The sequence below is a fragment of the Devosia epidermidihirudinis genome, from assembly GCF_000971295.1.
Classification (GTDB): domain Bacteria; phylum Pseudomonadota; class Alphaproteobacteria; order Rhizobiales; family Devosiaceae; genus Devosia; species Devosia epidermidihirudinis.
This window is the reverse complement of sequence record NZ_LANJ01000001.1, coordinates 47,038-67,420: the sequence shown is the minus strand read 5'-3', so window position 1 is coordinate 67,420 and position 20,383 is coordinate 47,038. Positions and strand designations below refer to the sequence as shown.

Here is a 20,383-nt window from a genome sequence, read left to right as displayed (position 1 = left end):
TCTTTCGTCACCACCGGGCCGGTCCCGGTGGTCCATGGGAGGCCGGGAGATCGCATGGATTGCCGGGACGGTGTGACTGGGTTTGGAGGCGGCGGAATGACCGCTCGCTTCTCAGTAGACCTCATCCTGAGCCCGTCGAAGGACGAGGGCGTGGCAGGATCGGCGTTCCCGACCTCGTGGTTCGACAAGCTCACCATGAGGTCTCTCAAGGCCCAGGAGATCACCAATGACTGAACCCCTTCTCCGCGTTGAGAACCTGACCAAATATTACGGCAGCCGACTTGGCTGTGCGGATGTGAATTTCGAGCTTTGGCCCGGCGAAGTGCTGGCCATTGTGGGGGAATCCGGTTCGGGCAAGACGACGTTGCTGAACTCCCTGTCAGCCACGCTGGAACCCAGCTCGGGCCGGACGCTCTACCGCATGCGCGACGAACAATGGCGCAATATCTATGAGCTGAGCGAAGCCGAACGACGCTTTCTCGTGCGGACGGACTGGGGCTTTGTGCACCAGAACCCGGCGGACGGGCTGCGCATGACGGTGTCGGCCGGCGCCAATGTCGGCGAGCGACTGATGGCGGTGGGCGATCGAAATTACGGCCATATTCGCGAAACTGCGCTCGACTGGCTCGGTCGGGTGGAGATTGCGGCGGACCGCGTCGACGATCAGCCGCGCTCGTTCTCGGGCGGCATGCGCCAGCGCCTGCAGATTGCGCGCAATCTCGTGACTGGCCCACGGCTGGTGTTCATGGATGAGCCAACCGGCGGTCTCGACGTGTCGGTGCAGGCGCGTCTGCTCGATCTGTTGCGCGGGCTGGTGGGTGAGTTGGGGCTGGCGGCCATCGTCGTGACGCACGATCTCGCCGTGGCCCGTCTGCTCAGCCACCGCATGATGGTGATGAAGGACGGCCGCGTCATCGAGGCAGGCCTCACCGACCGCGTGCTCGACGATCCGCGCGAACCCTATACGCAGCTGCTGGTCAGCTCGATTTTGCAGGTGTGATTATGACCGCTCTTTCCGTCAAAAATCTCTCCAAGACCTTCACCATGCATCTGCGCGATGGGGTGATCCTGCCGGTGGTGGACAATGTCAATTTCGACGTCGCGCCGGGCGAATGCGTTGTGCTGGGTGGACCATCGGGGGCGGGCAAGAGCTCGATCCTCAAGATGGTCTACGGCAATTACGGCGTTGATGCCGGGGCCATCGAGCTGTTGCATCATGGCGCGATTGTCGACCTCGCCACGGCTGATCCGCGCACGGTGCTGACACTGCGGCGGGACAGCATTGGCTATGTCAGCCAGTTCCTGCGCACGGTGCCACGCGTGTCGGCGCTCGATGTGGTGGCTGAGCCGCTGGTAATCCGGGGTGTCGACAAGACTGAGGCGCAGGGGATCGCACGCGATCTGCTGGCGCGGCTCAATCTGCCGGAGCGGCTGTGGAGCCTGCCGCCAGCGACGTTTTCGGGCGGTGAGCAGCAGCGCGTGAACATCGCGCGCGGGTTCATCACCCATCATCCGGTGTTGTTGCTGGACGAGCCGACGGCATCGCTCGACGCGACCAATCGGGCGGTTGTGGTGGCGATGATCGCCGAGAAGAAGGCGGCGGGCGTGGCGCTGCTGGGTATTTTCCATGATGAGGATGTGCGCAATCAGGTGGCCGACCGCATCGTCGACGTCACCGCATTTGCACCCAAGGTGGCAGCATGACCAGACTGAGCGATACGCCCTATATCCACCCGACAGCGCAGGTCTCTGACTCGGTGCTGGGGCGCTATACCGAAGTGGGGGCGGGCAGCCATGTGGCCCGCTCAAGCATGGGTGACTACTCTTATTGCGTCGAGAACACCCAGATCGCCTATGCTGAGATCGGCAAGTTCGCCAATATCGCCAGCCATGTGCGGATCTACGCCTCGATGCATCCGATGGAGCGGGCGTCGCTGCATCATTTCACCTATCGCTCGGCCTGGTATTTCGAGGGCGAAGAGGATGACGAAGAGTTCTTCGACTGGCGTGCATCGCAGGGCATCACCATTGGGCATGACACCTGGATCGGGCATGGCGCGGTGGTGATGCCGGGGGTGAAAATCGGCAATGGGGCGATCATCGGCTCCAATGCGGTGGTGACCAAGGATGTGGCGGATTTTGCCATCGCCGTCGGTGTGCCGGCGCGGACGATCAAGCAGCGGTTCAGCGATGATGTGGCGTCAAGGCTCGATGCTATGGCGTGGTGGGACTGGGATCACCAGCGGCTGCACAAGGCGCTGCCGGATTTCAAGGCGCTCGGGATTGAGGCGTTTTTGGAGAAGTATGAGGGCTGACCACCTCTCCCCTGAGGGGAGAGGTCGCCGCATAGCGGCGGGTGAGGGGTTCAGTGGTGCGGCTGATCTGGATAAGCTCCCACGTCTGAACCCCTCACCCTAGCCCTCTCCCCTCAGGGGAGAGGGGATCTGTTCGGTGTGTGCCGCGACATCCGACCACACTCGCGCGGTGCATAGTCATGCAACCGTCACCAAACTTACATGCTGACGTTATGTCCCCGCCCTAGGTCTGCCGCAGTTCAACGGCGAGGGCGGCTTGATGCTCAAGATTTCTCATGTTTCGCGACGCTTCGGTGACAAGACTGCCGTCAGCGACGTGAACCTTGAAATTCCGCAGGGCCAGATGGTCGGTATTATCGGTCGCTCGGGCGCCGGAAAATCCACCCTGCTGCGCATGATCAACCGCCTGGCCGACGTCTCATCCGGCCATATCGAATATAACGGCGTCAAGACGTCGGAATTGCGCGGCAAGAACCTGCGCAGCTGGCAGCGCGATTGCGCCATGATCTTCCAGCAATTCAATCTCGTGCCGCGCCTCGATGTTCTGACGAATGTGATGCTGGGTCGCCTCAATGGTCGCAACCCAGTTCTCAATCTGCTTCAGGTGTTTTCGCCCGCCGAGCAACTCGAAGCCCTCAAGGCGCTGGAGCGCCTCGATATCGCGGCAACCGCGATGCAGTGGGCGCAGACCCTTTCGGGTGGTCAGCAGCAGCGCGTTGCCATCGCCCGCGCCCTGATGCAGGGGCCCAAAGTTATCCTCGCCGATGAGCCGATCGCCAGCCTTGACCCGCGCAATGCGCAGATCGTCATGGACAGCCTGCGCGACATCAACGCCGAAGGCATTACCGTCATCACCAATCTGCACACGCTCGATACCGCGCGCGCTTACTGTGAGCGCATCGTGGGCATGGCGGCGGGCAAGGTGGTGTTTGACGGTACCCCCGACGAGCTGACCACCGATGTGGCCCGCACGATTTATGGCGCCGACGGGCTCAAGGAAGCCTTCTCGGAAGCGATGACATCAACCTCCATCGCGCCGCTCGCCATCAAGACCTCAAGCGCAACCGCTGCGCCGTAACGAAGTTCCGCTGCCGGGCAGCCGGTATGCCGACACACCGCGTCACCAAAGGAAGATATCCATGTCCGCGATCCGTAAAATCCTGCTGGCCTCTGTGGCCCTGACTATGTCGACCGCTGCTTTTGCTCAGGACGCCAATGTCCTGCGTATCGGCCTTGATGGCGGTGAAAACGAAGCCGACCAGATCCGTCGTTCCGAATGCGTTGCCGAGCCTCTGAAGGCCGCAACAGGCGTGTCCGAAGTCCAGTTCTTCCCATCGCCAGACTATAACGGCATCATCCAGGGTCTGCTCGGCGGCACCATCGACATCGCCATCATGGGCGCATCGTCCTATGCCAAGATTTACATTGCCGACCCCAATGCAGTTGATCCAGTGCTGACCACCAAGCAGGCTGACGGCTCGACCGGCTACCACACCATCATGGTTGCACGCGCTGACTCGGGCATCACCGATCTGGCTTCGACCAAGGGCAAGAAGCTCGGCTTTGCCGATCCTGACTCCACCTCGGGCTACCTCGTTCCAAACGTGGCGCTGCCAACCGATATCGGCGCGCCAATCGCTGAATTCTACAGCGAAACCGGTTTCGGCGGTGGCCACGAAAACCTCGTTCTGGGCGTCCTCGACGGCACCTGGGACGTCGGCACCACGTTCGGTTCGGGCCAGGGTGAATTCTCGGAAGGCTACACCTCCGGCAACCTGCGCATCATGGTCGACAAGGGCCTGCTCGACATGGACGATCTGGTTGAAGTCTGGCAGTCGCCAATCATCCCGAACGGCCCGCTGATGGTTTCCAACAAGCTCTCGCCAGAACTCAAGGCCAAGGTCACCGAGTTCTTCGTCGGCCTGCCAAAGGCTGATTTCGAGTGCTTCGACAGCTTCACCGCTGGCGGCTATGTCGATTTCGTTCCAGCCGGTCAGGCCCTGTACCAGACCATCATCGACGCTCGTAAGTCGATCATCGGCGGCTAAGCCGGATCCGTCCACAATCACAGAGCGGCACCTCCCCCTTGACGGGGGAGGTTGGGAGGGGGCGAGAGCCCCGATGTTCGGGCCAACCGCCCCCCTCCCTGACTTTGCTGCTTGGAAGAACTGTTTGGATTTGGCGCATTCGTAGCCTGCCACCGTCATTACCCGGCTTGTCCGGGTAATCCATGTCACCGCCGCTGGTGAAGAATGGATTGCCCGGACAAGCCGGGCAATGACGAAGGAACGGATGAGTTTGCAACTTACTCGCTCAAGCACCTCAGGATGGGCCCCGGCTCAAGGCCGGGGTGACACCGAGCGTATGGAAAGCCCTTGCCCATGGCTGATATTGCCCATTCGCCCAATAGTCTCTCCCCAGCCAACCAGACTCTGCTGCGGCACTATCGCAGTCAGGTGATGACACGGCGGGTCTATTCGCTGATCAGCGTGGCGCTGGTGCTGATCGCGCTTCTTGCGGCGATGAATTATGCCAATGCGGCGAACTCGGGAAAGTTCTTCGAGCGCATCCCGTATATGTTCGATTTCCTCAAGAACTTCGTGCCGCGTGATCCGCTCGAGATCTTCCGCGCCATGTTCGATATCGAGTCGCCCTATTATGATGGCTCGCTGAAATTCGACTACACATCTGATCGGCACTACATCACCGACAGCCTCTACATCCCCAATTTCATCTATCAGCTGGCCGTAACGGTCAACATCGCCATCGTCTCGACCATTATCGGCGGTGGCCTGGCGTTCCTGCTGTGCTTCTTTGCGGCGACCAATCTGGTGGGCGCCGGTGCCGTGCGCTGGTTCATGCGCCGCGCCATGGAAGTGATGCGCGCCTTCCCCGAAATCGTCGTGGCGGGTCTGTTGACCGCCGTTTTGTCCATCGGACCCATTGCAGCCATTGCCGCCATTTCGCTCCACACCATTGGCGCTCTCGGCAAGCTGTTCTTTGAAGTGGTCGAGAATGCCGACATGAAGCCCGAAGAGGGGCTGCGGTCGGTGGGAGCCAACTGGTTGGAGCGCGTGCGCTACGCCATCGTGCCTCAGGTGATGCCGAACTTCGTCAGCTACACGCTGCTGCGCACCGAGATCAATGTGCGCGCCTCCACCATCATCGGTGCTGTTGGCGGTGGCGGTATCGGCGAAGTGTTCCGCCTGTCGATTGGCCGTGACCATGCTGCCAAGACCTACGCCATCGTCATCCTGTTGCTGGTGACGATCGTGGCCATCGACCAGTTCTCCGGCTGGCTGCGCCGTCGACTTGTCGGCAACCAATCGTTCCAAATGGGCGGGGGAGCCGCGTGATGAGCATCAGCCTTGCCGAGAAAACCCGCCTCGAGAAGAAGTATCCTGAAGTCTTCAAACTGAACTTCATGCGCCGCTGGGGCCTGCTGGTCGGGCTGGGCGTGACGCTGCTCTACGTTATCTTCTGCTGGTTCTTCTTCAATGTCGGACCGGCGCTGCAGAACGGCAAATGGGATCGCGCAGCGATCTATGTGCAGGATTGGTACTCCTGGCGCGCCCAACCGCGCCTGCGCTTTGCCGACGGTAAGGTGACAGCCGAATGGTCGAGCCGTGGCCAATACGCCAAGGGCGCAGAGATCGACTGGCTGACGTCCCATGCCGACGGCACGATGACGGCGACCTTCGACAGCGATGATCGTCTCGACGTGTCGACCCGACAGGTGGATGTCTATCTCGATGGCGTGGCTTATCCGGTTGCCATTACGGCCGATGGCGCAGTGGCGCCGGCGGATGCGCCTTCGGCCATCCGTCAGGATCGTCAGAAGGTCTTGGTCGACTTCGGCTTTGCCGGGCAGGCGGAAATTCGCGGCAATCAGGTGACTGTGCAGCGCCGTTTCCTCGGCTGGGCCAATTTCCTCTACGATCCACGCTCGCCGCTTTGGGGCAATGACCTGTTCAGCACGGTTGGGCTGGTTTTTAGCGGCGACCGCATCAACCCGGCCAAGTCCAACGCTCAGCTGGTGCTGGACGAATGGCTCGGCAACCGCGTCTGGCAGCATGGCGATATCCTGACCAAGCTGATGCAGACCCTCGTGATGGCGTTTGTCGGTACACTGTTTGCGACCTTGGTGGCATTCCCGTTCGCCTTCATCGCGGCGCGCAACATCACCGCGAACAAACCCGCCAACTGGCTGATGAAGCGCGCCTTCGACTTCCTGCGCTCCATCGACATGCTGATCTGGGCACTGTTCTTCACCCGCGGCTTCGGCCCCGGCCCAATCCCCGGCATTGCGGCGATTTTCTTCACCGACACCGGCGCGCTGGGCAAGGTCTATGCTGAAGCGCTGGAGAACGTGGACGACAAGCAGCGCGAAGGCATGAAATCGGTCGGTGCAAGCCCGGCAGCGGTCAATCGCTTTGGTGTCGTGCCGCAAGTTCTACCGGTTTTCGTGTCGCAGTCGCTCTACTTTTGGGAGAGCAATACACGCTCGGCCACCATCATTGGCGCGGTGGGCGCAGGCGGCATCGGCCTCAAGCTGCTCGAGGCCATGGGCACCAATTCGGACTGGGACAAGGTGGCCTATATGGTGCTGCTGATCCTGATGGTGGTGTTCCTGTTCGACAATATCTCGAACGCAATCCGCTCCCGCCTGATTGGGCCAACGCACTGAAACAAAACGGGGCAGGTTCGTTCCTGCCCCGCTTTTTTGCTGCCAAGGCACACGCAGGCCGCCGACATCAAAAATTCATTTTCTCGCCGAAGCCCGGCCTTACTGGGCTCTGGGCGGTTTGTGACGGTCGTGTGACGATCGCATTGACCCAGTCTTTACGAAGCCAACCTATCCGCGTGCTGACTTTACCTGGGGGGTAAGCCATGACTTTTGCGCGCCTGTCGATCGCCGGCCGCATTTATGCGTCTTTCGCCGTCATCATCGTGCTGCTCGTGCTGGTGACGGGGCTGGCTGTGTCGGGGGTGCAAACCCTGTCTGGCACGCTCGATGGCTTCAGGGCCTCAACCCAGGACGCGATGCGCGTGCGCAGCCTGACATCGGCGCTGACCAGCGCACGACTGGCCCTCAGCACCTATTCGGCGCACCCGCAGGACAGTGCCGTCGCGGCCCTGGTGCAGGGCCTGTCCAATCTCGAAGGCACGGCTGCTGCTGCCGATGTGGGGACGGGGATGGATGGCATGATCAGTTCCTATCGTCAGCGCGCCGAAGCGATCATTGCCCTTGATCATGAAGTGGCGCTGCAACTGGCCGGGCTCGATGGTGCGGGGCTGGCGGCGACGGCAACGCTCAGCGCCATGATCGATCACGCATCGCAATCGGCTAATCTCAATGCCAAGGCGGCCGCGCTTGCGGGCTTGGCTATGCAGAACCTGCTGCAATTGCGGCTGATGGTAGCCCAACTGGTGGACAATCCGGTTGAGACAGCCCTGACGAGCGCCGTGGGCATGGCGGATGCTACGCGCACGGCGCTGGGCGACTTGCGCGGCACATTCTATCGTCCAGATGACCTGGCGGGCGTGGACTCCGTTCTTTTGGCGCTGGACGCCTATGAGGTCAGCGCGCGCGGCGTGTTTGGCAAGCTGCAGGAGCGCGTGTCGATCGGGCAGGACATTGTCGCGCTGGAACAGGCCATGGTCGAGGCCTTTGGCGCCGAGCTGGACAGCAATCAGCTGGCGCAGATGGCCAGTGAAGCGAGCGCTACGGCAAATGCACGGGCCGTACAGGCCTGGGTTCTGGTGACGGGCGTGGTCTCGCTGGCCATCGGGTTGGCACTGGCAATTGCCGTGGCCGGCTGGCTGTCGCGCACCATCCGCATGCTGGCAACGGCAACCGATCAGCTGGCTGCTGGTGATTTCTCGGTCGCGCTGCCGCAGGCGGGGGCGAGCAATGAGCTGGGACGCATTGCGCGGGCGCTGGAAGTGTTCGGTGCCAACGGCATTGCCTTGCAGGCCGAGCAGGAAGCCAAGGCCATCGAAGTGGCCGCCGAACGCACCCGTCAGGCCGAGCTGGATCGGTTTCAGATTGCGCTGGCCCACCTTGCCGAAAGCGCGGCCAATGGCGATTTCAGCGTGCGTCTGACGGGCGAGTTCGTCATGGACGATCTCGTGCAGGTCGCGGGGAGCATCAACCGGCTGATCGAAACCATGGAACGCGGTCTGGCCGAGACCTCATCCGTGCTGGCGGCGCTGGCCGCAGCCGATCTGACCCATCGGGTCAATGGCGACTATGAGGGAGCCTTTGCCGACCTCAAGCAGAGCACCAATGGCGTCGCCAGCCGTCTGTCCGAAATCATGCAGGACCTGCGGGGGACCTCTCACTCGCTCAAGAGCGCGACCGAGGAAATCCTCTCCGGCGCCAATGATCTGGCTGAACGCACCACGCGGCAGGCGCTGGCGGTGGATGAAACCGCAACCGCCATGCAGCAGGTGGCGCGCAGCGTCGAAGAGAACGCCGCCAAGGCCCATGATGCCAATATCAATGCCAGCGCCGTGGCCCAGACCGCGTCTGCCGGTCGCTCGGTGATGGTTGAGGCCAATGCCGCCATGCAGGCCATCACCGATGCCTCGTCGCAGATTTCCAGCATTATCCGGATGATCGACGACATCGCCTTCCAGACCAACCTGCTGGCGCTCAATGCCTCAGTGGAGGCGGCGCGGGCTGGCGAGGCGGGTAGGGGCTTTGCGGTGGTGGCGGTGGAAGTGCGTCGCCTGGCGCAATCGGCCGCCAGCGCCTCGGGCGATGTGAAGGCCCTGATCGAGGCCAGCGCGCGAGAAGTGAAAAACGGCAGCCGCCTCGTCGCCGCTGCCACGGAAAGTCTGGGCAATGTTCATGCTGCTGTGAGCGAGAATAGCGCGTTGCTGACCCAGATTGCTACCGCGAGCAGTTTGCAGGCCGATGAAATCCAGTTGGCTGGCCGCTCCATCAGTGCGCTCGATGAAATGACCCAGCGAAATGCCGCGCTGGTCGAGGAACTCAATGCGGCCATCGAGCAGACCGAACGTCAGGCGGCCGAGCTCGATGACGTGGTCAAGGTGTTCAACGTGCAGCGGGCGACGCCGGTTGGCGAATTGCGCAAACTGATGGGCGGCCGCGCGGCCTAGCGCCCGCGTCTGCCGGGGCGGCCGGAGCCATTCTCCCGGGACTGGCTGGCCGCCGCATTTTCTTCCTGCAGTTTGCGCCAGCGCGCCAGTCGCTCTGGATCGAGCGAGCCATCGGCAATCGCCGCGCGCACGGCGCAGCCCGGCTCGTGTTCGTGCGTGCAGTCGCGGAACTTGCAGGTGAGACCGGAAATCTCGCTGAACACCTCGTCGAGGCCCTCGGCCATCTCGCTGATGTGCAGTGTGCGGATGCCGGGCGTATCCATGACCCAGCCGCCATTGGCGATGGGATGGAGCGAGCGGGCTGTGGTGGTGTGCCGCCCTTTGGCGTCCTGCTCGCGGATGCCGCCGGTCAGCTGCGGTGCGAGGCCGGGGCCAGACAGCGTATTGACCAGCGTTGACTTGCCGACGCCCGAAGAACCCACCAGAGACACGGTTTGGCCGGAGCCGCACCATGGCCGCAAAACCTCCGCTGCATCGTGCTGGCGTGGGTCTGTGATGAGGACGGTCAAGTCGCGCTGCAGCTTGAGGGCGGCATCGCGGAAGGTGTTTGCATCTTCGGCGGTGTCCGCTTTGGTCAGCACCACGACTGGCTGCGTGCCCGCCTGATTGGCAAAAGCCAGATAGCGTTCGAGCCGGGCAATGTTGAAGTCGGCATTGCAGGAGGTGACGATGAACAGGGTGTCGATATTGGAGCCAGAAAGCTGGATGCTGCCATCACCAACCCGGCGCGCCAGCACCGTTTTGCGGTCGAGCAGGCGGCGCAACAGCCACATCTCGGGGTCAGCGAGAACCCAGTCGCCCACGGCGTAGTCGCCGGTGACGGTATGCGGGGGCAGGGTGAGTTCAACCGGGCCCGCAGCGGTCATGCCACTGAGGCGCGCGCGATGCACTGAGGTGATGCGGACGGGGACGAGGTCCGCCTCATCGGCGGCGACCTGATCACTGAAAAAAGCTGACCAGCCGAGGTCGATCAAACGGTCTGCTGCGACCGCGCTCAACGGCAGACGCTCAGGTCGGACGCTGTCCAAGGGGCCTCGGAGCCCCGCACCAGTTTATCGATTGCCATGTCCTGCCGTTTCAGCTGCGCGGGTTGGGGGATGGTGCAACGCTTCTGGTCGCGGAAGCGCCGGAATGCAAGCCAATTGCGCATCTCTGGCCCCTTGCACGGCGCAATTCGTGGTGGTTGCGCCATAATTATTATGACTTGAACTATCATATTAAAAGTGCAACACGGGTTGGACACAAGGATTGGCCTGCCCGGTGGCGGGGACCGGCCAGATTTCGCGACCGTGGGGCGGTCGATCCGTCTCCGGACGAGCCACACTTTCCTGAACTCGTACACATCCTGGAGCCACCATGCCCGTCATCTGTCGCCGAATGTTCGCTGCCTTCACCATGATCTGTCTGGCCTCTGTGGCGCTGCCTGCCATGGCCGAGACGCGGGTGCTCTCAACCAGCTTCGGTGACGTGGAAATCCCCGCTAACCCAGAGCGCATCATCACCACCCACAATATCGCGACGCAGCCATTGCTGGATCTGGGCGTGGTGCCGGTCGGGCGCGGCACGGTGGCGTCAACCAATGTGCTGCCTGAGGTGTGGAGCCAGATTGCCGACATTCCGACCATCGATGTCGGTGGCGGTGAGCTGAACTACGAGCAGATCGTGGAACTTGCCCCGGACCTGATCTTTGAGATCAACACGGCCGACGAAGCCCGCATCGAGCGGCTGCGCCAGATTGCACCCGTCGTGCTGGTCGGCATTGGCGGCGCCGATCGCGCGCAGTGGCAGAACCGTGTGCGCCAGATCGCCGACGCCGTCGATAAGGTCGAGATCTACGAGGGGCTGGAGGCTGAGTTCGCCAAGCGCCAGGCGAATATCGCCGAGCAATACGGCGCCATCGCCAAAGCCAATCCGCTCGCCGTCTGGGCGGTTTGGGAGTTTGGCTATGTCAGCGTCTATCCGTCCAACACCATGACCGGCAATATTCTGGTGCCCGCCGGGGCGCTCTATGCGCCCGGGATCGAGGCTATGGCCAGCGATGATGGTGAAGAGGTCGAGATCAGCAATGAGGACATCGGCACGGTTTTGGGGGATGCGGGGCTCGTGCTCTACGCGACCAATCTCGATCTTTCGCCCATCGGGGACACGCAGCAGACGCGCGAGCTCCCCAACTACACCGCTCTGAAAGCCGTTGCGGGTGGCACGGAATTCCCGCTTGGCAAGCTGACTATTGCCAGTTTCGGCGATGCCAACGCTACGCTTGATAATTATGTGGCCGCGCTGACCCAGCTCGACCAAGCCGCGAACTGAGCCGGATCATGGTCAGCAAGCGTTTTCCCATTTCACTGCGCGAGCTTGAAGTGGTTGCCATTCGGGACGTGTCGCCCCGCCTGCGCCGGATTACCTTTGGTGGTCAGCAAATGGCGGCATTTCACGCCAATGGATACGATATTCCGCCTTTCGCCAGCGAAGGTCCGGATGATCATGTCAAAATGTTCTTTCCCCATCCGGAAACCGGCGTTCTGACCCTGCCGACGCAGGCTGATGGTCACCTCAACTGGCCCAGCGATCCGCGCCCGACATCGCGGGAATACACTCCCCGCAGCTTTGACCCGGCGGCAGGGACTTGCGACTTCGAGTTCGTGTTGCATGGGCATGGCGTAGCGGGCACCTGGGCAGCCTCCGCCAAGGTGGGCGACACGCTGTTCTTTGCTGGCCCCAAGGCCTCGATGATCCTGCCCCATGCCGACTGGTATCTGGTGGTTGGCGACGAGACTGCCCTGCCGGCCATTGGCAACTGGCTGGAGATGCTGCCGGACGGCGTGCAGGTGCGGGCGATCATCCTTTATGAAGAGGCGGCGGCGCGTATCGAGCTGCCCACACAGACGCGCGCCGAAGTGAGCTGGCATCATCACGACCCCGCACGGCCCGAAACGCTGCGTAATCTTGTTGCCGCAGAGACTTTGCCGGAGGGGCTGGGTTTCGTATGGGGCGCTGGCGAGCGTGAGGCGATCAGACTGTTGCGTGCTCATCTGGTGGAAGAGCGTGGGTTTGCGAAGTCGCAGGTCGATCTGGCCGCCTATTGGCACCATGGTGTCGATGAAGCCATGGAAATGCGGGCCTATGCGCGGCTCGATGCGTTGGCCGATCTGGCCGGGCCGTTCGCATTGCGGGCGGCGGCGACCTATAGACTCGCCGAGCATGTGTCAGCGGGTGCGACTACGGTACCGGCGCTGGCCGAGGCCAGTGGTTGCGACATGACCTATCTTGCGCCGCTGGTGCCCATTCTGATCGACAAGGCCGTTCTAGCCGGGCGGCCAGAGGCAATCGAGCTCGGTCCTCTGGGACTGATCTTGCGCGAGGACGACCATACCCGCGAGCATCTCGACGTCAACGCGGCGCCGGGACGTGTCGATCTCGCCTGGTTCGGTTTGATCGAGGCGTTGGCAGGCGGGGATGGCTATGCCCGCGCGCATGGCCGCAGCTACGGCGACGACGCCGTCTCCGATGCGCTGGCGGCGACGTTCGCGGATGAGCACGGCCATATGCTTGAGGATGCCGCCGAAGACGCAGCCAAACAGATGTCGTTCGGGCCGGGTGCACATGTTGTGGACGTGCGCGGTGGGGAGGGGGCCTTCCTCAATGAAGTGCTGGAGCGGTACAAGGATGTGGTGGGCACGCTTGTCGATCTGCCAAACGTTAGCGATCTGGCGCGCGAAGCATTCGCCGAAGCCGGCAAGACCGAGCGCGTAACAGTTCTGGGGCAGGGCAAGGAAACGCCGCTCCCCGTGGGCGCCGACGCATATTTGCTCGGCGGCGTTCTGGGGCGGTTGTCGGACGAAGATGTCATTGCAGAACTCTCTGCGGTTCAGGTGGCGATGGGTGCCGACAGCAGGCTCTTTGTACTTGAGCCTGAGGTTCCAGGCGATCCGCAGTGGTTGCTGACTCTGCAGCTCTCCTTCGGGCAGCTGCGCCCGCATGACGCGATCCTGCCGCTGGCGGGACAGGCGGGCCTTGCGCTCGTGCGCCGCGTCGCCCTTCCGGATGGCTATGGGCTGTTCGAGTTCGCCAAAATCTAAATCGACAAGGACTGAAAATGGCACAGTTTACAATGCACCGCCGCGCCGTGGTGGCGAGCCTGCTCGCCGGTATGGCCCTGCCGGGCCTGGCTTTTGCGCAGGAATTTCCCCGTACCCTCGAGCATGCCTTCGGCACGACGGAAATTCCGGCGATGCCCAAGCGGATCGTCGCTCTCAGCGATATCGATTTTGATATCGCGCTTGCGCTGGGGCTTGAGCCGATCGCTTCGGCCAATGCCGGTTACGATGGCGCGACAACCTCGCCCTATCATGAAAGTTACATTGCCAATTGGCAGGGCGAACCTGTCGAGTTCTTCTCGCTGATGTCGGGCGTGCCTTTCGAGACCATTTTGGCGGTGGACCCCGATCTGATCCTGGCGACGGGCGCGTGGTCGCTCGATACCGACTATGATCGCCTGTCCGCGATTGCCCCGGTCGTAGCCTATGAAGGGGCGAACGAGGACGCGCCGACCTGGCAGGACAAGACCCGCACCGCCGCCAAGGCATTGGGACTGGAAGCCAAGGGCGAAGCGGTGATCGCCGAGATCGAAAGCAAGTTTGCGACTGCTTCCGCCGCCAACCCCGCCTTTGCCGGCAAGACCATCACCTACGGCGTCGTGCACCCTGATCAGCTGACCTACATGTCGGTGGCGGGCGACACCTCGACCACTTTCTTCAATCTGCTTGGCTTCGTGTTGCCCGAAACGGCGTCGCAGTTCTCGGCAGAGAGCTCGGCGGTCAGCCACGAGCGGATGGACCTGTTTGATGCCGATGTGTTGCTGTTTGCGTTCCCGTTCGAAGGCGATGCAGCGATCAGCCAGGCTGAGCTTGAAGCCGATCCGCTTTTCGTGCGGTTGCAGGCTGTGAAGGCCGGTCATTATGCCGTGGTTCCGGCCAATGTGGCATCGGCGGTGGGCTATCCGTCGCCGCTCAGCACAGCATGGGCGCTCGACGTCATGCTGCCATTGTTGCAAAAGGCCACCACTGGCGAATAAACCGCCAAATTACTGATAGTAGGGGCTTTCTGGGGAGGGAGTGTTGCTCTCCCCACATTTCCAAATCCACGATCCGCTGCTAGATGGGCAAAATTCTTAGAAGTAATTTCTCTTTCGTTCGTCGAGCTAAGCATGACATTTCAAGATATTAGGCTGCCATCGCGTCCGCTGGCCGTGACCCAGGACACGTTGGCGCAGGGATGGTGGAACATCGCCATGTCCGTGATCCTCGCGGCGCTGGCGACCTGGCTATTCGTCTGGCAGGCGCCCGGCATCTGGCGCGACTACGAAATCAGCCAGAACCCCGTGATCATCGAAGACGCCACCACCATCGACGGCGAGTGCAAGACCCGCCGCGGACTGACCGATTGCGAGGTCCATCTGGTCTACAATTATGAGGGCGAGGGTTACGACAGCAACGTGTCATTCGCTTTTGTCGACTTCCATTCGGGCGACTATCTGGTGGATGTGGTGGTCTCCGGCGACAAGCCAGAGCTGGCCACGCTGAGCCTGGGCCTCGAAATGCTGTGGAACCGCATGGCGGTGTTCGGCGTGTTCTTCCTGCTGGTCGGCGGCGGTGCTGTCCTGTTGCTGTTCAAGGGTATTCAGATCAACCTCAGCAATGGCGGCGCCCGTCGTCCCGGCGCGCTGACGCTGGTGCCGGTTGAGCTCGTCAGCCATAACAAGACGCGTTTTGGCAAGCTGATGCTGGGCTATGCCGATACGCTCAAGGGCCCGAAATCCCGGCGCGTGAACCATACGCACCTCTCGCGCGATGAGGAGCCACTGGTCGTCAGCAATGCCGACGGCGCCCCGGTTGGCGTTGCCGTCAAGCATGAACATGCAGCTCTGCCGATCCTGCTCGACGCGGGGCTGGAGCGGCTGGACATGGCGACCGAAGAGCGTCGCGCCATGCTGGAAACGATTGGCGCGCCCTTTGCGGGCGAAGTTATCGCCGAGGCCCCAAAAAAGCAGATCCGTCCACTGCGCGGGCTGCTCGCGTTTGTCGCGATCATCGCCTTGGTGGTGATCGGCGTGCTCGGTTACTGGGTCTGGTATGTCACGAGCGCGGGCAGCCAGTTCGACTCCATCGGCATGGAGATCAACAACCTCCTGCCTGCCGGGATGAACGAATGGGGCTGCGATCAGCTGCAGCAGCGCTTCGGTGACGACCGCGCGCCATTCGGCTGCACCGCCCCGGACTATGTGAGCTGGAAATAATCTCGACGTCCGCCCGCGCTCGATCAGAGCGCGGGCAATTCCCGACTGGGCCGCTTGACGAGAATATGGTCGAGCACCGAAACGGCTAGCCCCGCCACAATCGTGCCGATGATGGTCAGGCCCGCGCGCTGAATGAAGGCGAAGCTCGGCTCCGACGTTGCAAGCGCGCTCCCCGTCAGCGAGATCATGACCGAGGCCGCGTCCTGATAGGCCGGGGCGACCAGCTTGCCATTCATCATCATGTGGCCCAGCCAGAGCGTGGCCAGGAAGATCAGGCACAGCAGCACGATCAGATGACCGGAGATGGTCAGCATGGTCAGGATGCACATGGCCAGCCCGCCGCCGAGCAGCACTGAAAACTGGCGCCGACCGACTTCCGCCCACATCGTCTCCCGGGTCGAAAACACCATGACGAACATGGCCGCGACGGCCAGGAACATGTTGGAGAAGTCGAGGATCGTATAAAGATAGAGCGAGAAGACGAAGAGCACGCCAGCACGGATCAGCGCGCGCGTGGCGCGACCATCCGGGTCGGATGGCACATAGGCATCGACATTGAGCTCGCTCGTTTTGGGCGGCAACAGCGCATAGAGCAGGGGAATCACCACCGCGGACAGGATCGCGGCCTTCGACATCTCGGTGCGCAGAAAATCCATCGCCTGGTAGGAGCCAAGCCCCATGACCGAGGTGAGCACCCCGGCCACGGCGATGAGCATGCCGAACGGATTGCCGGTCTTCTGAATCATGAAGAACGCGCCGAAATAGATCAGAAACATCACCACCATCAGCACCAGTGGCACGCCTTGCAGCGCCACGACGATGCCTGAGACAATCCAGAGCGTCGCGCTGAACACAATGGGTGCGGCAAAGACCTTGCGCGGATCGAAGGCCTTTCTGTTGCCGGCCAGCAGCGAAAACATCAGCGTCGGATAGATCATCGCCATCGGCGAGCGCAGCGCCATGCCCAGCACGAAGCCGATGATCGGCATCAGGGCAATGCGGATCGGGAACAGCGGATCGTCGTCATATTGCGGTTTTGCGGCGATGAACATGGTCCCGCCCTAGTAGAGATACGAGAGGTAGGACTGGATGGTCTGCAGAAAGCTCGCGACGGCCGACACCGGGTTACCACCGCCATTGGCGAACACAACCGCGCTGGCCTTGGAGCCGACGCGGACATTGCGTGGCCATTCCTGCGCGTCGGTCAGCTCGATATGGACGGGGATGGTGCGAGCGGGCTCGAACCAGCGGGCCATGGCCTGATTTTGCGGCAGACCATTGGCGGCGGTGCGGCCGGTGTCGATGCCCCAGGCGACGCTGCGCACGCGGCCTTCATAGGAACGGCCGGGCAGGGCGTCGAACAGCACGCTGGCCGGATCACCGACCTGGATATTTGCCAGCTGGTTCTCCCGCATATCGACCACAACCCATGGGCTGTCGCTTTCGATGAAGGTGAGGGCCGGCGAGCCCGCATTGACGTATTGGCCGACGGCCAGTTTGAGATTGGTGATGACGCCATCGGTTGGGGCCGTGACGGTGGCGAAGGAGCGGTTGAGCTGGGCCTGCTCGAGCTGCACCTGTGACGCCAGGACCTGCGGGTTGACTGTTTCGCTGGTGCCAGCGCGGACGCGGGCGCTGTCGAGGTCGGCCTGTACGGCGCTGAGGGCAGAGCGGGCATTGGCGAGCTGGGCGTTTGCCGTGTCGACCTGCGCCTGCGAAGTCAGGCCACGATCAAACAGATCCAGCGTGCGTTGTGTGGTGATCTGTGTGCTTTCCAGCGTCGCCTTTGCCTGCTCGACCTTGGCTTCGGTGGAAACCAGCGAGACAACGGAGGCGTCAACGGTCTGCAAGACCTGCGCGAGGTTTGCCTCGGCCTGACGCACGGCCAGATCAAACGGGGCCAGATCAAGCTGGAACAGCTGGTCGCCGGCTTTGACGAACTGGTTGTCTGCGACCAGTACGGCGCTGACCTGGCCGGCTGTGCGTGGCGCCACCATGGCGGTGAAGGCCGTCACCGAGCCGGTGGCGCTGCCGGGGGCGAGCAGATCGCTCGCGACATGCCAGCCCAGCCCGCCAAACAGGATGCCGAGCACGGCAATAGCCACCTTGCGCGCAGGATTGGGGCGGCGGGCCGGTTTGGTTTCAGGCTCAGCTTCGGCCTCGACGACTGGCGGCATTGCGGCCGCTTCAGTTGTCTCAGGCGGGGATTCGACTGTCGGATCGACGCGCGCGGGCAGGGTGTCATTGGCATGGGCCGGTGACTCCGGACTTGCGGCTTTTGCATTGGCGGGCGACATCGTTGGCTCCGTGGGTTGAGCTATCCCGAAATCCGGTATAGCTCTACTATCTGGTATCTTGATGGTGGAGATATATAGTGGACGAGGTATCGTCAAGTGGTGTGGACAGCCGCGAGGTTGTGACCAGGAGAGTGGGCATGGCTCTACAGGGCATGATCCGCGCCATTGAATCGGCGCGTGAGCGAGCTGCGCGCGAACAGCGCCTGCACCCCACCGATTTCAGCTGCATCTCATTTCTCTACCGGACCAATGGCCCGGTCAGCCCGACACAGGTGATTTCCTATCTGGGGCTGTCGTCTGGCTCGGGTACTGCGCTGCTGGATCGGCTGGAGCGGGCGGGCTACATTCGCCGCCTCCCCAACCCGGAGGATCGCCGCAGTGTGCTGATCGAGCTGGACATAGAGAAAGCGGCTGAGCCGATTGCGCGCTATCGCGAGATCGAGCAGGTCTATTCGGCCATTACAGAGGAATTGTCCGAGGACAATCTGAAGGTTGTCGCGAGTTTTCTTGAGCAGATGATCGGGCTGACCACAAAGGTGTCCGACGGCTTTGACACTAAGACGGTCTGACTGGCTTGGTGCTTTGAGCGCGCTGGGCAGCTGAAATGCGCCCGCGCGGCTTGCGCGATTGGGTCTTGAGTGATTTACGGACACCTTCTCATGCGCCCGCGACATTCGTGGCGCGGCGCTCAGTCCGATTTCAGGTTCCCAAAAGCATGATTCGTCTCGAAAGCATCGGCAAGCAAAACGGTAAACAGATCGTGTTTATCGACGCCTCGGCAGCCCTTCAGAAGGGCGAGAAGATCGGCCTTGTGGGCCCGAACGGGGCCGGCAAGACGACATTGTTCCGCATGATCACCGGGCAGGAGCAGCCCGATGAAGGCCAGGTTGCAGTCGATCGCGGGGTCACCATCGGATATTTCAGCCAGGAAGTTGGCGAAATGTCGGGTCGCAGTGTCGTAACTGAGGTGATGGACGGGGCCGGGCCGGTCAGCGCGCTGATTACGGAAATGCGCGCCCTCGAAGCCGATATGGGCGACCCCGACAAGGCCGACGAGATGGACACCATCATTGAGCGCTATGGCGAGGTCCAGCATCAGTTTGAAGAGCTGGATGGCTATTCGCTGGACGGCCGCGCCCGCGAAGTGCTCGATGGCCTCGGCTTCAGCCAGGAAATGATGGACGGTGACGTTGGCAAGCTGTCAGGCGGATGGAAAATGCGCGTGGCGCTGGCCCGCATCCTGCTGATGCGCCCTGATGCGCTGCTGCTCGACGAACCAAGCAACCACTTGGATATCGAAAGCCTGATCTGGCTTGAAGATTTCCTGCAGAACTATTCCGGCGCCCTGTTCATGACCTCGCACGACCGCGAATTCATGAACCGCATCTGCACCAAGATCGTCGAGATCGACGCCGGCTCGCTGACCACCTATTCTGGCAACTACGAATTTTACCAGCAGCAGCGGGCCATCGCGGAAAAGAACCAGCAGGCCCAGTTTGAGCGCCAGCAGGCCATGCTCGCCAAGGAACTGGATTTCATCGCCCGCTTCAAGGCGCGCGCTTCGCACGCGGCGCAGGTGCAGAGCCGGGTGAAAAAGCTCGACAAGATCGATCGCGTCGAGCCGCCAAAGCGCCGCCAGGTGGTGGACTTCGAATTCCGTCCCGCGCCCCGTTCAGGTGAAGACGTGGCCCAGCTCAAGGGCGTCAGCAAAAGCTATGGCAGCCGCACGATCTATGACGGGCTGGACTTCCATGTCCGCCGCAAGGAGCGCTGGTGCATCATGGGCGTCAACGGCGCGGGCAAATCCACGCTGCTCAAGCTGATCACCGGAACGACGGATCCTGATGCAGGCACGGTGTCACGTGGCCCAAGCGTGAAAGTGGGCTACTTCGCCCAGCACGCCATGGACATTCTCGATGGTGATCGCACCGTGTTCGAGCAGTTGCAGGATACCTTCCCGCAGTCGGGCCAGGCGCCACTGCGGGCGCTTGCCGGGTGCTTTGGCTTCTCGGGCGACGAGATGGACAAGAAGTGCCGCGTGCTCTCGGGTGGCGAAAAGGCGCGACTGGTCATGGCCATCATGCTGTTCGATCCCCCGAACTTCCTGGTGCTCGACGAGCCGACCAACCACCTTGATATCGCCACCAAGGAAATGCTGATCACTGCGCTCAGCGCCTATGAAGGCACCATGCTGTTCGTCAGCCACGACCGCCATTTCCTCGCTGCGCTGTCAAATCGCGTGCTGGAACTGACCAGCGAGGGCGTTCGCACCTATGGCGGTGGCTACACCGAATATGTGCAGAGCACCGGACAGGAAGCGCCGGGCCTCCGCAGCTAAAAAACAGACA

At 62.1% G+C, this 20,383-nt stretch carries 18 protein-coding genes; 15 read left to right on the top strand and 3 right to left on the bottom strand.

Going from position 1 to position 20,383, the window contains the following annotated elements:
* Positions 1 to 96 precede the first annotated feature (96 nt).
* The 9 genes from WH87_RS19460 to WH87_RS18665 all read left to right on the top strand — a co-directional run bounded on the left by WH87_RS19460 (position 97) and on the right by WH87_RS18665 (position 9,443).
* Positions 97 to 234 (top strand): hypothetical protein, encoded by a 138-nt coding sequence (locus tag WH87_RS19460; protein WP_156167848.1) that lies wholly within the window; start codon positions 97 to 99, stop codon positions 232 to 234.
* A complete protein-coding gene (gene phnK, locus WH87_RS00295) occupies positions 227 to 1,000 on the top strand; it encodes a phosphonate C-P lyase system protein PhnK (RefSeq protein ID WP_046137800.1) in 774 nt (257 codons plus the stop codon). The genes WH87_RS19460 and phnK overlap by 8 nt, the downstream gene beginning before the upstream one ends.
* Positions 1,000 to 1,704, top strand: a complete 705-nt coding sequence (gene phnL, locus WH87_RS00290; protein WP_046137861.1) for a phosphonate C-P lyase system protein PhnL — start codon at positions 1,000 to 1,002, stop codon at positions 1,702 to 1,704. The genes phnK and phnL overlap by 1 nt, the downstream gene beginning before the upstream one ends.
* Positions 1,701 to 2,315, top strand: coding sequence for a DapH/DapD/GlmU-related protein (locus WH87_RS00285; RefSeq protein ID WP_046137801.1), 615 nt, complete (start codon positions 1,701 to 1,703; stop codon positions 2,313 to 2,315). Before phnL ends, WH87_RS00285 begins: the two co-directional genes overlap by 4 nt.
* Positions 2,316 to 2,574: 259 nt before the next feature.
* Positions 2,575 to 3,393, top strand: coding sequence for a phosphonate ABC transporter ATP-binding protein (phnC, locus tag WH87_RS00280; RefSeq protein WP_046137802.1), 819 nt, complete (start codon positions 2,575 to 2,577; stop codon positions 3,391 to 3,393).
* A gap of 61 nt (positions 3,394 to 3,454) precedes the next feature.
* On the top strand, positions 3,455 to 4,363 hold the full coding sequence (phnD, locus tag WH87_RS00275) for a phosphonate ABC transporter substrate-binding protein (protein ID WP_046137803.1): 909 nt from the start codon (positions 3,455 to 3,457) through the stop codon (positions 4,361 to 4,363).
* A gap of 333 nt (positions 4,364 to 4,696) precedes the next feature.
* Positions 4,697 to 5,671 carry a phosphonate ABC transporter, permease protein PhnE gene (phnE, locus tag WH87_RS00270; protein ID WP_046137804.1) on the top strand — a complete coding sequence of 325 codons (975 nt, stop codon included), beginning with the start codon at positions 4,697 to 4,699 and terminating at the stop codon, positions 5,669 to 5,671.
* Positions 5,671 to 7,002, top strand: coding sequence for a phosphonate ABC transporter, permease protein PhnE (gene phnE, locus WH87_RS00265; protein ID WP_046137805.1), 1,332 nt, complete (start codon positions 5,671 to 5,673; stop codon positions 7,000 to 7,002). The genes phnE (WH87_RS00270) and phnE (WH87_RS00265) overlap by 1 nt, the downstream gene beginning before the upstream one ends.
* A gap of 203 nt (positions 7,003 to 7,205) precedes the next feature.
* Positions 7,206 to 9,443, top strand: a complete 2,238-nt coding sequence (locus tag WH87_RS18665; protein ID WP_052726230.1) for a methyl-accepting chemotaxis protein — start codon at positions 7,206 to 7,208, stop codon at positions 9,441 to 9,443.
* On the opposite strand, the gene rsgA is transcribed toward WH87_RS18665, so the two are convergent.
* Positions 9,440 to 10,447: a ribosome small subunit-dependent GTPase A gene (gene rsgA, locus WH87_RS00255; protein ID WP_046137863.1), complete on the bottom strand. Its 1,008-nt coding sequence runs from the start codon at positions 10,445 to 10,447 to the stop codon at positions 9,440 to 9,442. The genes WH87_RS18665 and rsgA overlap by 4 nt on opposite strands.
* A 352-nt stretch (positions 10,448 to 10,799) precedes the next feature.
* Between rsgA and WH87_RS18660 the strand changes: the two genes are divergently transcribed.
* The 4 genes from WH87_RS18660 (at position 10,800) to WH87_RS00235 (ending at position 15,738) form a co-directional block, all read left to right on the top strand.
* Positions 10,800 to 11,753 carry an ABC transporter substrate-binding protein gene (locus WH87_RS18660; RefSeq protein WP_082092412.1) on the top strand — a complete coding sequence of 318 codons (954 nt, stop codon included), beginning with the start codon at positions 10,800 to 10,802 and terminating at the stop codon, positions 11,751 to 11,753.
* Positions 11,754 to 11,761: 8 nt separating this feature from the next.
* Complete coding sequence (locus WH87_RS00245) at positions 11,762 to 13,522, top strand: siderophore-interacting protein (protein ID WP_046137806.1); 1,761 nt, start codon at positions 11,762 to 11,764, stop codon at positions 13,520 to 13,522.
* 17 nt (positions 13,523 to 13,539) lie between these two features.
* Positions 13,540 to 14,517 carry an iron-siderophore ABC transporter substrate-binding protein gene (locus WH87_RS00240; protein WP_082092411.1) on the top strand — a complete coding sequence of 326 codons (978 nt, stop codon included), beginning with the start codon at positions 13,540 to 13,542 and terminating at the stop codon, positions 14,515 to 14,517.
* A 132-nt stretch (positions 14,518 to 14,649) separates the two neighbouring features.
* Positions 14,650 to 15,738, top strand: coding sequence for a hypothetical protein (locus WH87_RS00235; protein ID WP_046137807.1), 1,089 nt, complete (start codon positions 14,650 to 14,652; stop codon positions 15,736 to 15,738).
* Positions 15,739 to 15,761: 23 nt separating this feature from the next.
* Here WH87_RS00235 and WH87_RS00230 read toward each other — a convergent pair whose 3' ends face one another.
* Together WH87_RS00230 and WH87_RS00225 are read right to left on the bottom strand one after the other, a co-directional pair.
* Entirely contained in the window at positions 15,762 to 16,790 is a 1,029-nt protein-coding gene (locus WH87_RS00230; RefSeq protein ID WP_046137808.1) for a hypothetical protein, read from the bottom strand.
* A 9-nt stretch (positions 16,791 to 16,799) separates the two neighbouring features.
* Positions 16,800 to 18,035 carry an HlyD family secretion protein gene (locus tag WH87_RS00225; RefSeq protein WP_197410693.1) on the bottom strand — a complete coding sequence of 412 codons (1,236 nt, stop codon included), beginning with the start codon at positions 18,033 to 18,035 and terminating at the stop codon, positions 16,800 to 16,802.
* Between the two features lie 137 nt (positions 18,036 to 18,172).
* On the opposite strand from WH87_RS00225, the gene WH87_RS18655 reads away from it, so the two are divergent.
* Both WH87_RS18655 and WH87_RS00215 read left to right on the top strand, forming a co-directional pair.
* Positions 18,173 to 18,604 (top strand): MarR family winged helix-turn-helix transcriptional regulator, encoded by a 432-nt coding sequence (locus WH87_RS18655; RefSeq protein ID WP_082092410.1) that lies wholly within the window; start codon positions 18,173 to 18,175, stop codon positions 18,602 to 18,604.
* A gap of 146 nt (positions 18,605 to 18,750) precedes the next feature.
* Complete coding sequence (locus WH87_RS00215; RefSeq protein WP_046137809.1) at positions 18,751 to 20,373, top strand: ABC-F family ATP-binding cassette domain-containing protein; 1,623 nt, start codon at positions 18,751 to 18,753, stop codon at positions 20,371 to 20,373.
* Positions 20,374 to 20,383: the final 10 nt, after the last annotated feature.

What these genes read in the sequence shown, in the direction of transcription:
- WH87_RS19460 (WP_156167848.1), top strand. Translation starts at nt 97, where the DNA reads ATGACCGCTCGCTTCTCAGTAGACCTCATCCTGAGCCCGTCGAAGGAC.
- phnK (WP_046137800.1), top strand. Translation starts at nt 227, where the DNA reads ATGACTGAACCCCTTCTCCGCGTTGAGAACCTGACCAAATATTACGGC.
- WH87_RS00285 (WP_046137801.1), top strand. Translation starts at nt 1,701, where the DNA reads ATGACCAGACTGAGCGATACGCCCTATATCCACCCGACAGCGCAGGTC.
- phnC (WP_046137802.1), top strand. Translation starts at nt 2,575, where the DNA reads ATGCTCAAGATTTCTCATGTTTCGCGACGCTTCGGTGACAAGACTGCC.
- phnD (WP_046137803.1), top strand. Translation starts at nt 3,455, where the DNA reads ATGTCCGCGATCCGTAAAATCCTGCTGGCCTCTGTGGCCCTGACTATG.
- phnE (WP_046137804.1), top strand. Translation starts at nt 4,697, where the DNA reads ATGGCTGATATTGCCCATTCGCCCAATAGTCTCTCCCCAGCCAACCAG.
- phnE (WP_046137805.1), top strand. Translation starts at nt 5,671, where the DNA reads ATGAGCATCAGCCTTGCCGAGAAAACCCGCCTCGAGAAGAAGTATCCT.
- WH87_RS18665 (WP_052726230.1), top strand. Translation starts at nt 7,206, where the DNA reads ATGACTTTTGCGCGCCTGTCGATCGCCGGCCGCATTTATGCGTCTTTC.
- WH87_RS18660 (WP_082092412.1), top strand. Translation starts at nt 10,800, where the DNA reads ATGCCCGTCATCTGTCGCCGAATGTTCGCTGCCTTCACCATGATCTGT.
- WH87_RS00245 (WP_046137806.1), top strand. Translation starts at nt 11,762, where the DNA reads ATGGTCAGCAAGCGTTTTCCCATTTCACTGCGCGAGCTTGAAGTGGTT.
- WH87_RS00240 (WP_082092411.1), top strand. Translation starts at nt 13,540, where the DNA reads ATGGCACAGTTTACAATGCACCGCCGCGCCGTGGTGGCGAGCCTGCTC.
- WH87_RS00235 (WP_046137807.1), top strand. Translation starts at nt 14,650, where the DNA reads ATGACATTTCAAGATATTAGGCTGCCATCGCGTCCGCTGGCCGTGACC.
- WH87_RS00230 (WP_046137808.1), bottom strand. Translation starts at nt 16,790, where the DNA reads ATGTTCATCGCCGCAAAACCGCAATATGACGACGATCCGCTGTTCCCG.
- WH87_RS00225 (WP_197410693.1), bottom strand. Translation starts at nt 18,035, where the DNA reads ATGTCGCCCGCCAATGCAAAAGCCGCAAGTCCGGAGTCACCGGCCCAT.
- WH87_RS18655 (WP_082092410.1), top strand. Translation starts at nt 18,173, where the DNA reads ATGGCTCTACAGGGCATGATCCGCGCCATTGAATCGGCGCGTGAGCGA.
- WH87_RS00215 (WP_046137809.1), top strand. Translation starts at nt 18,751, where the DNA reads ATGATTCGTCTCGAAAGCATCGGCAAGCAAAACGGTAAACAGATCGTG.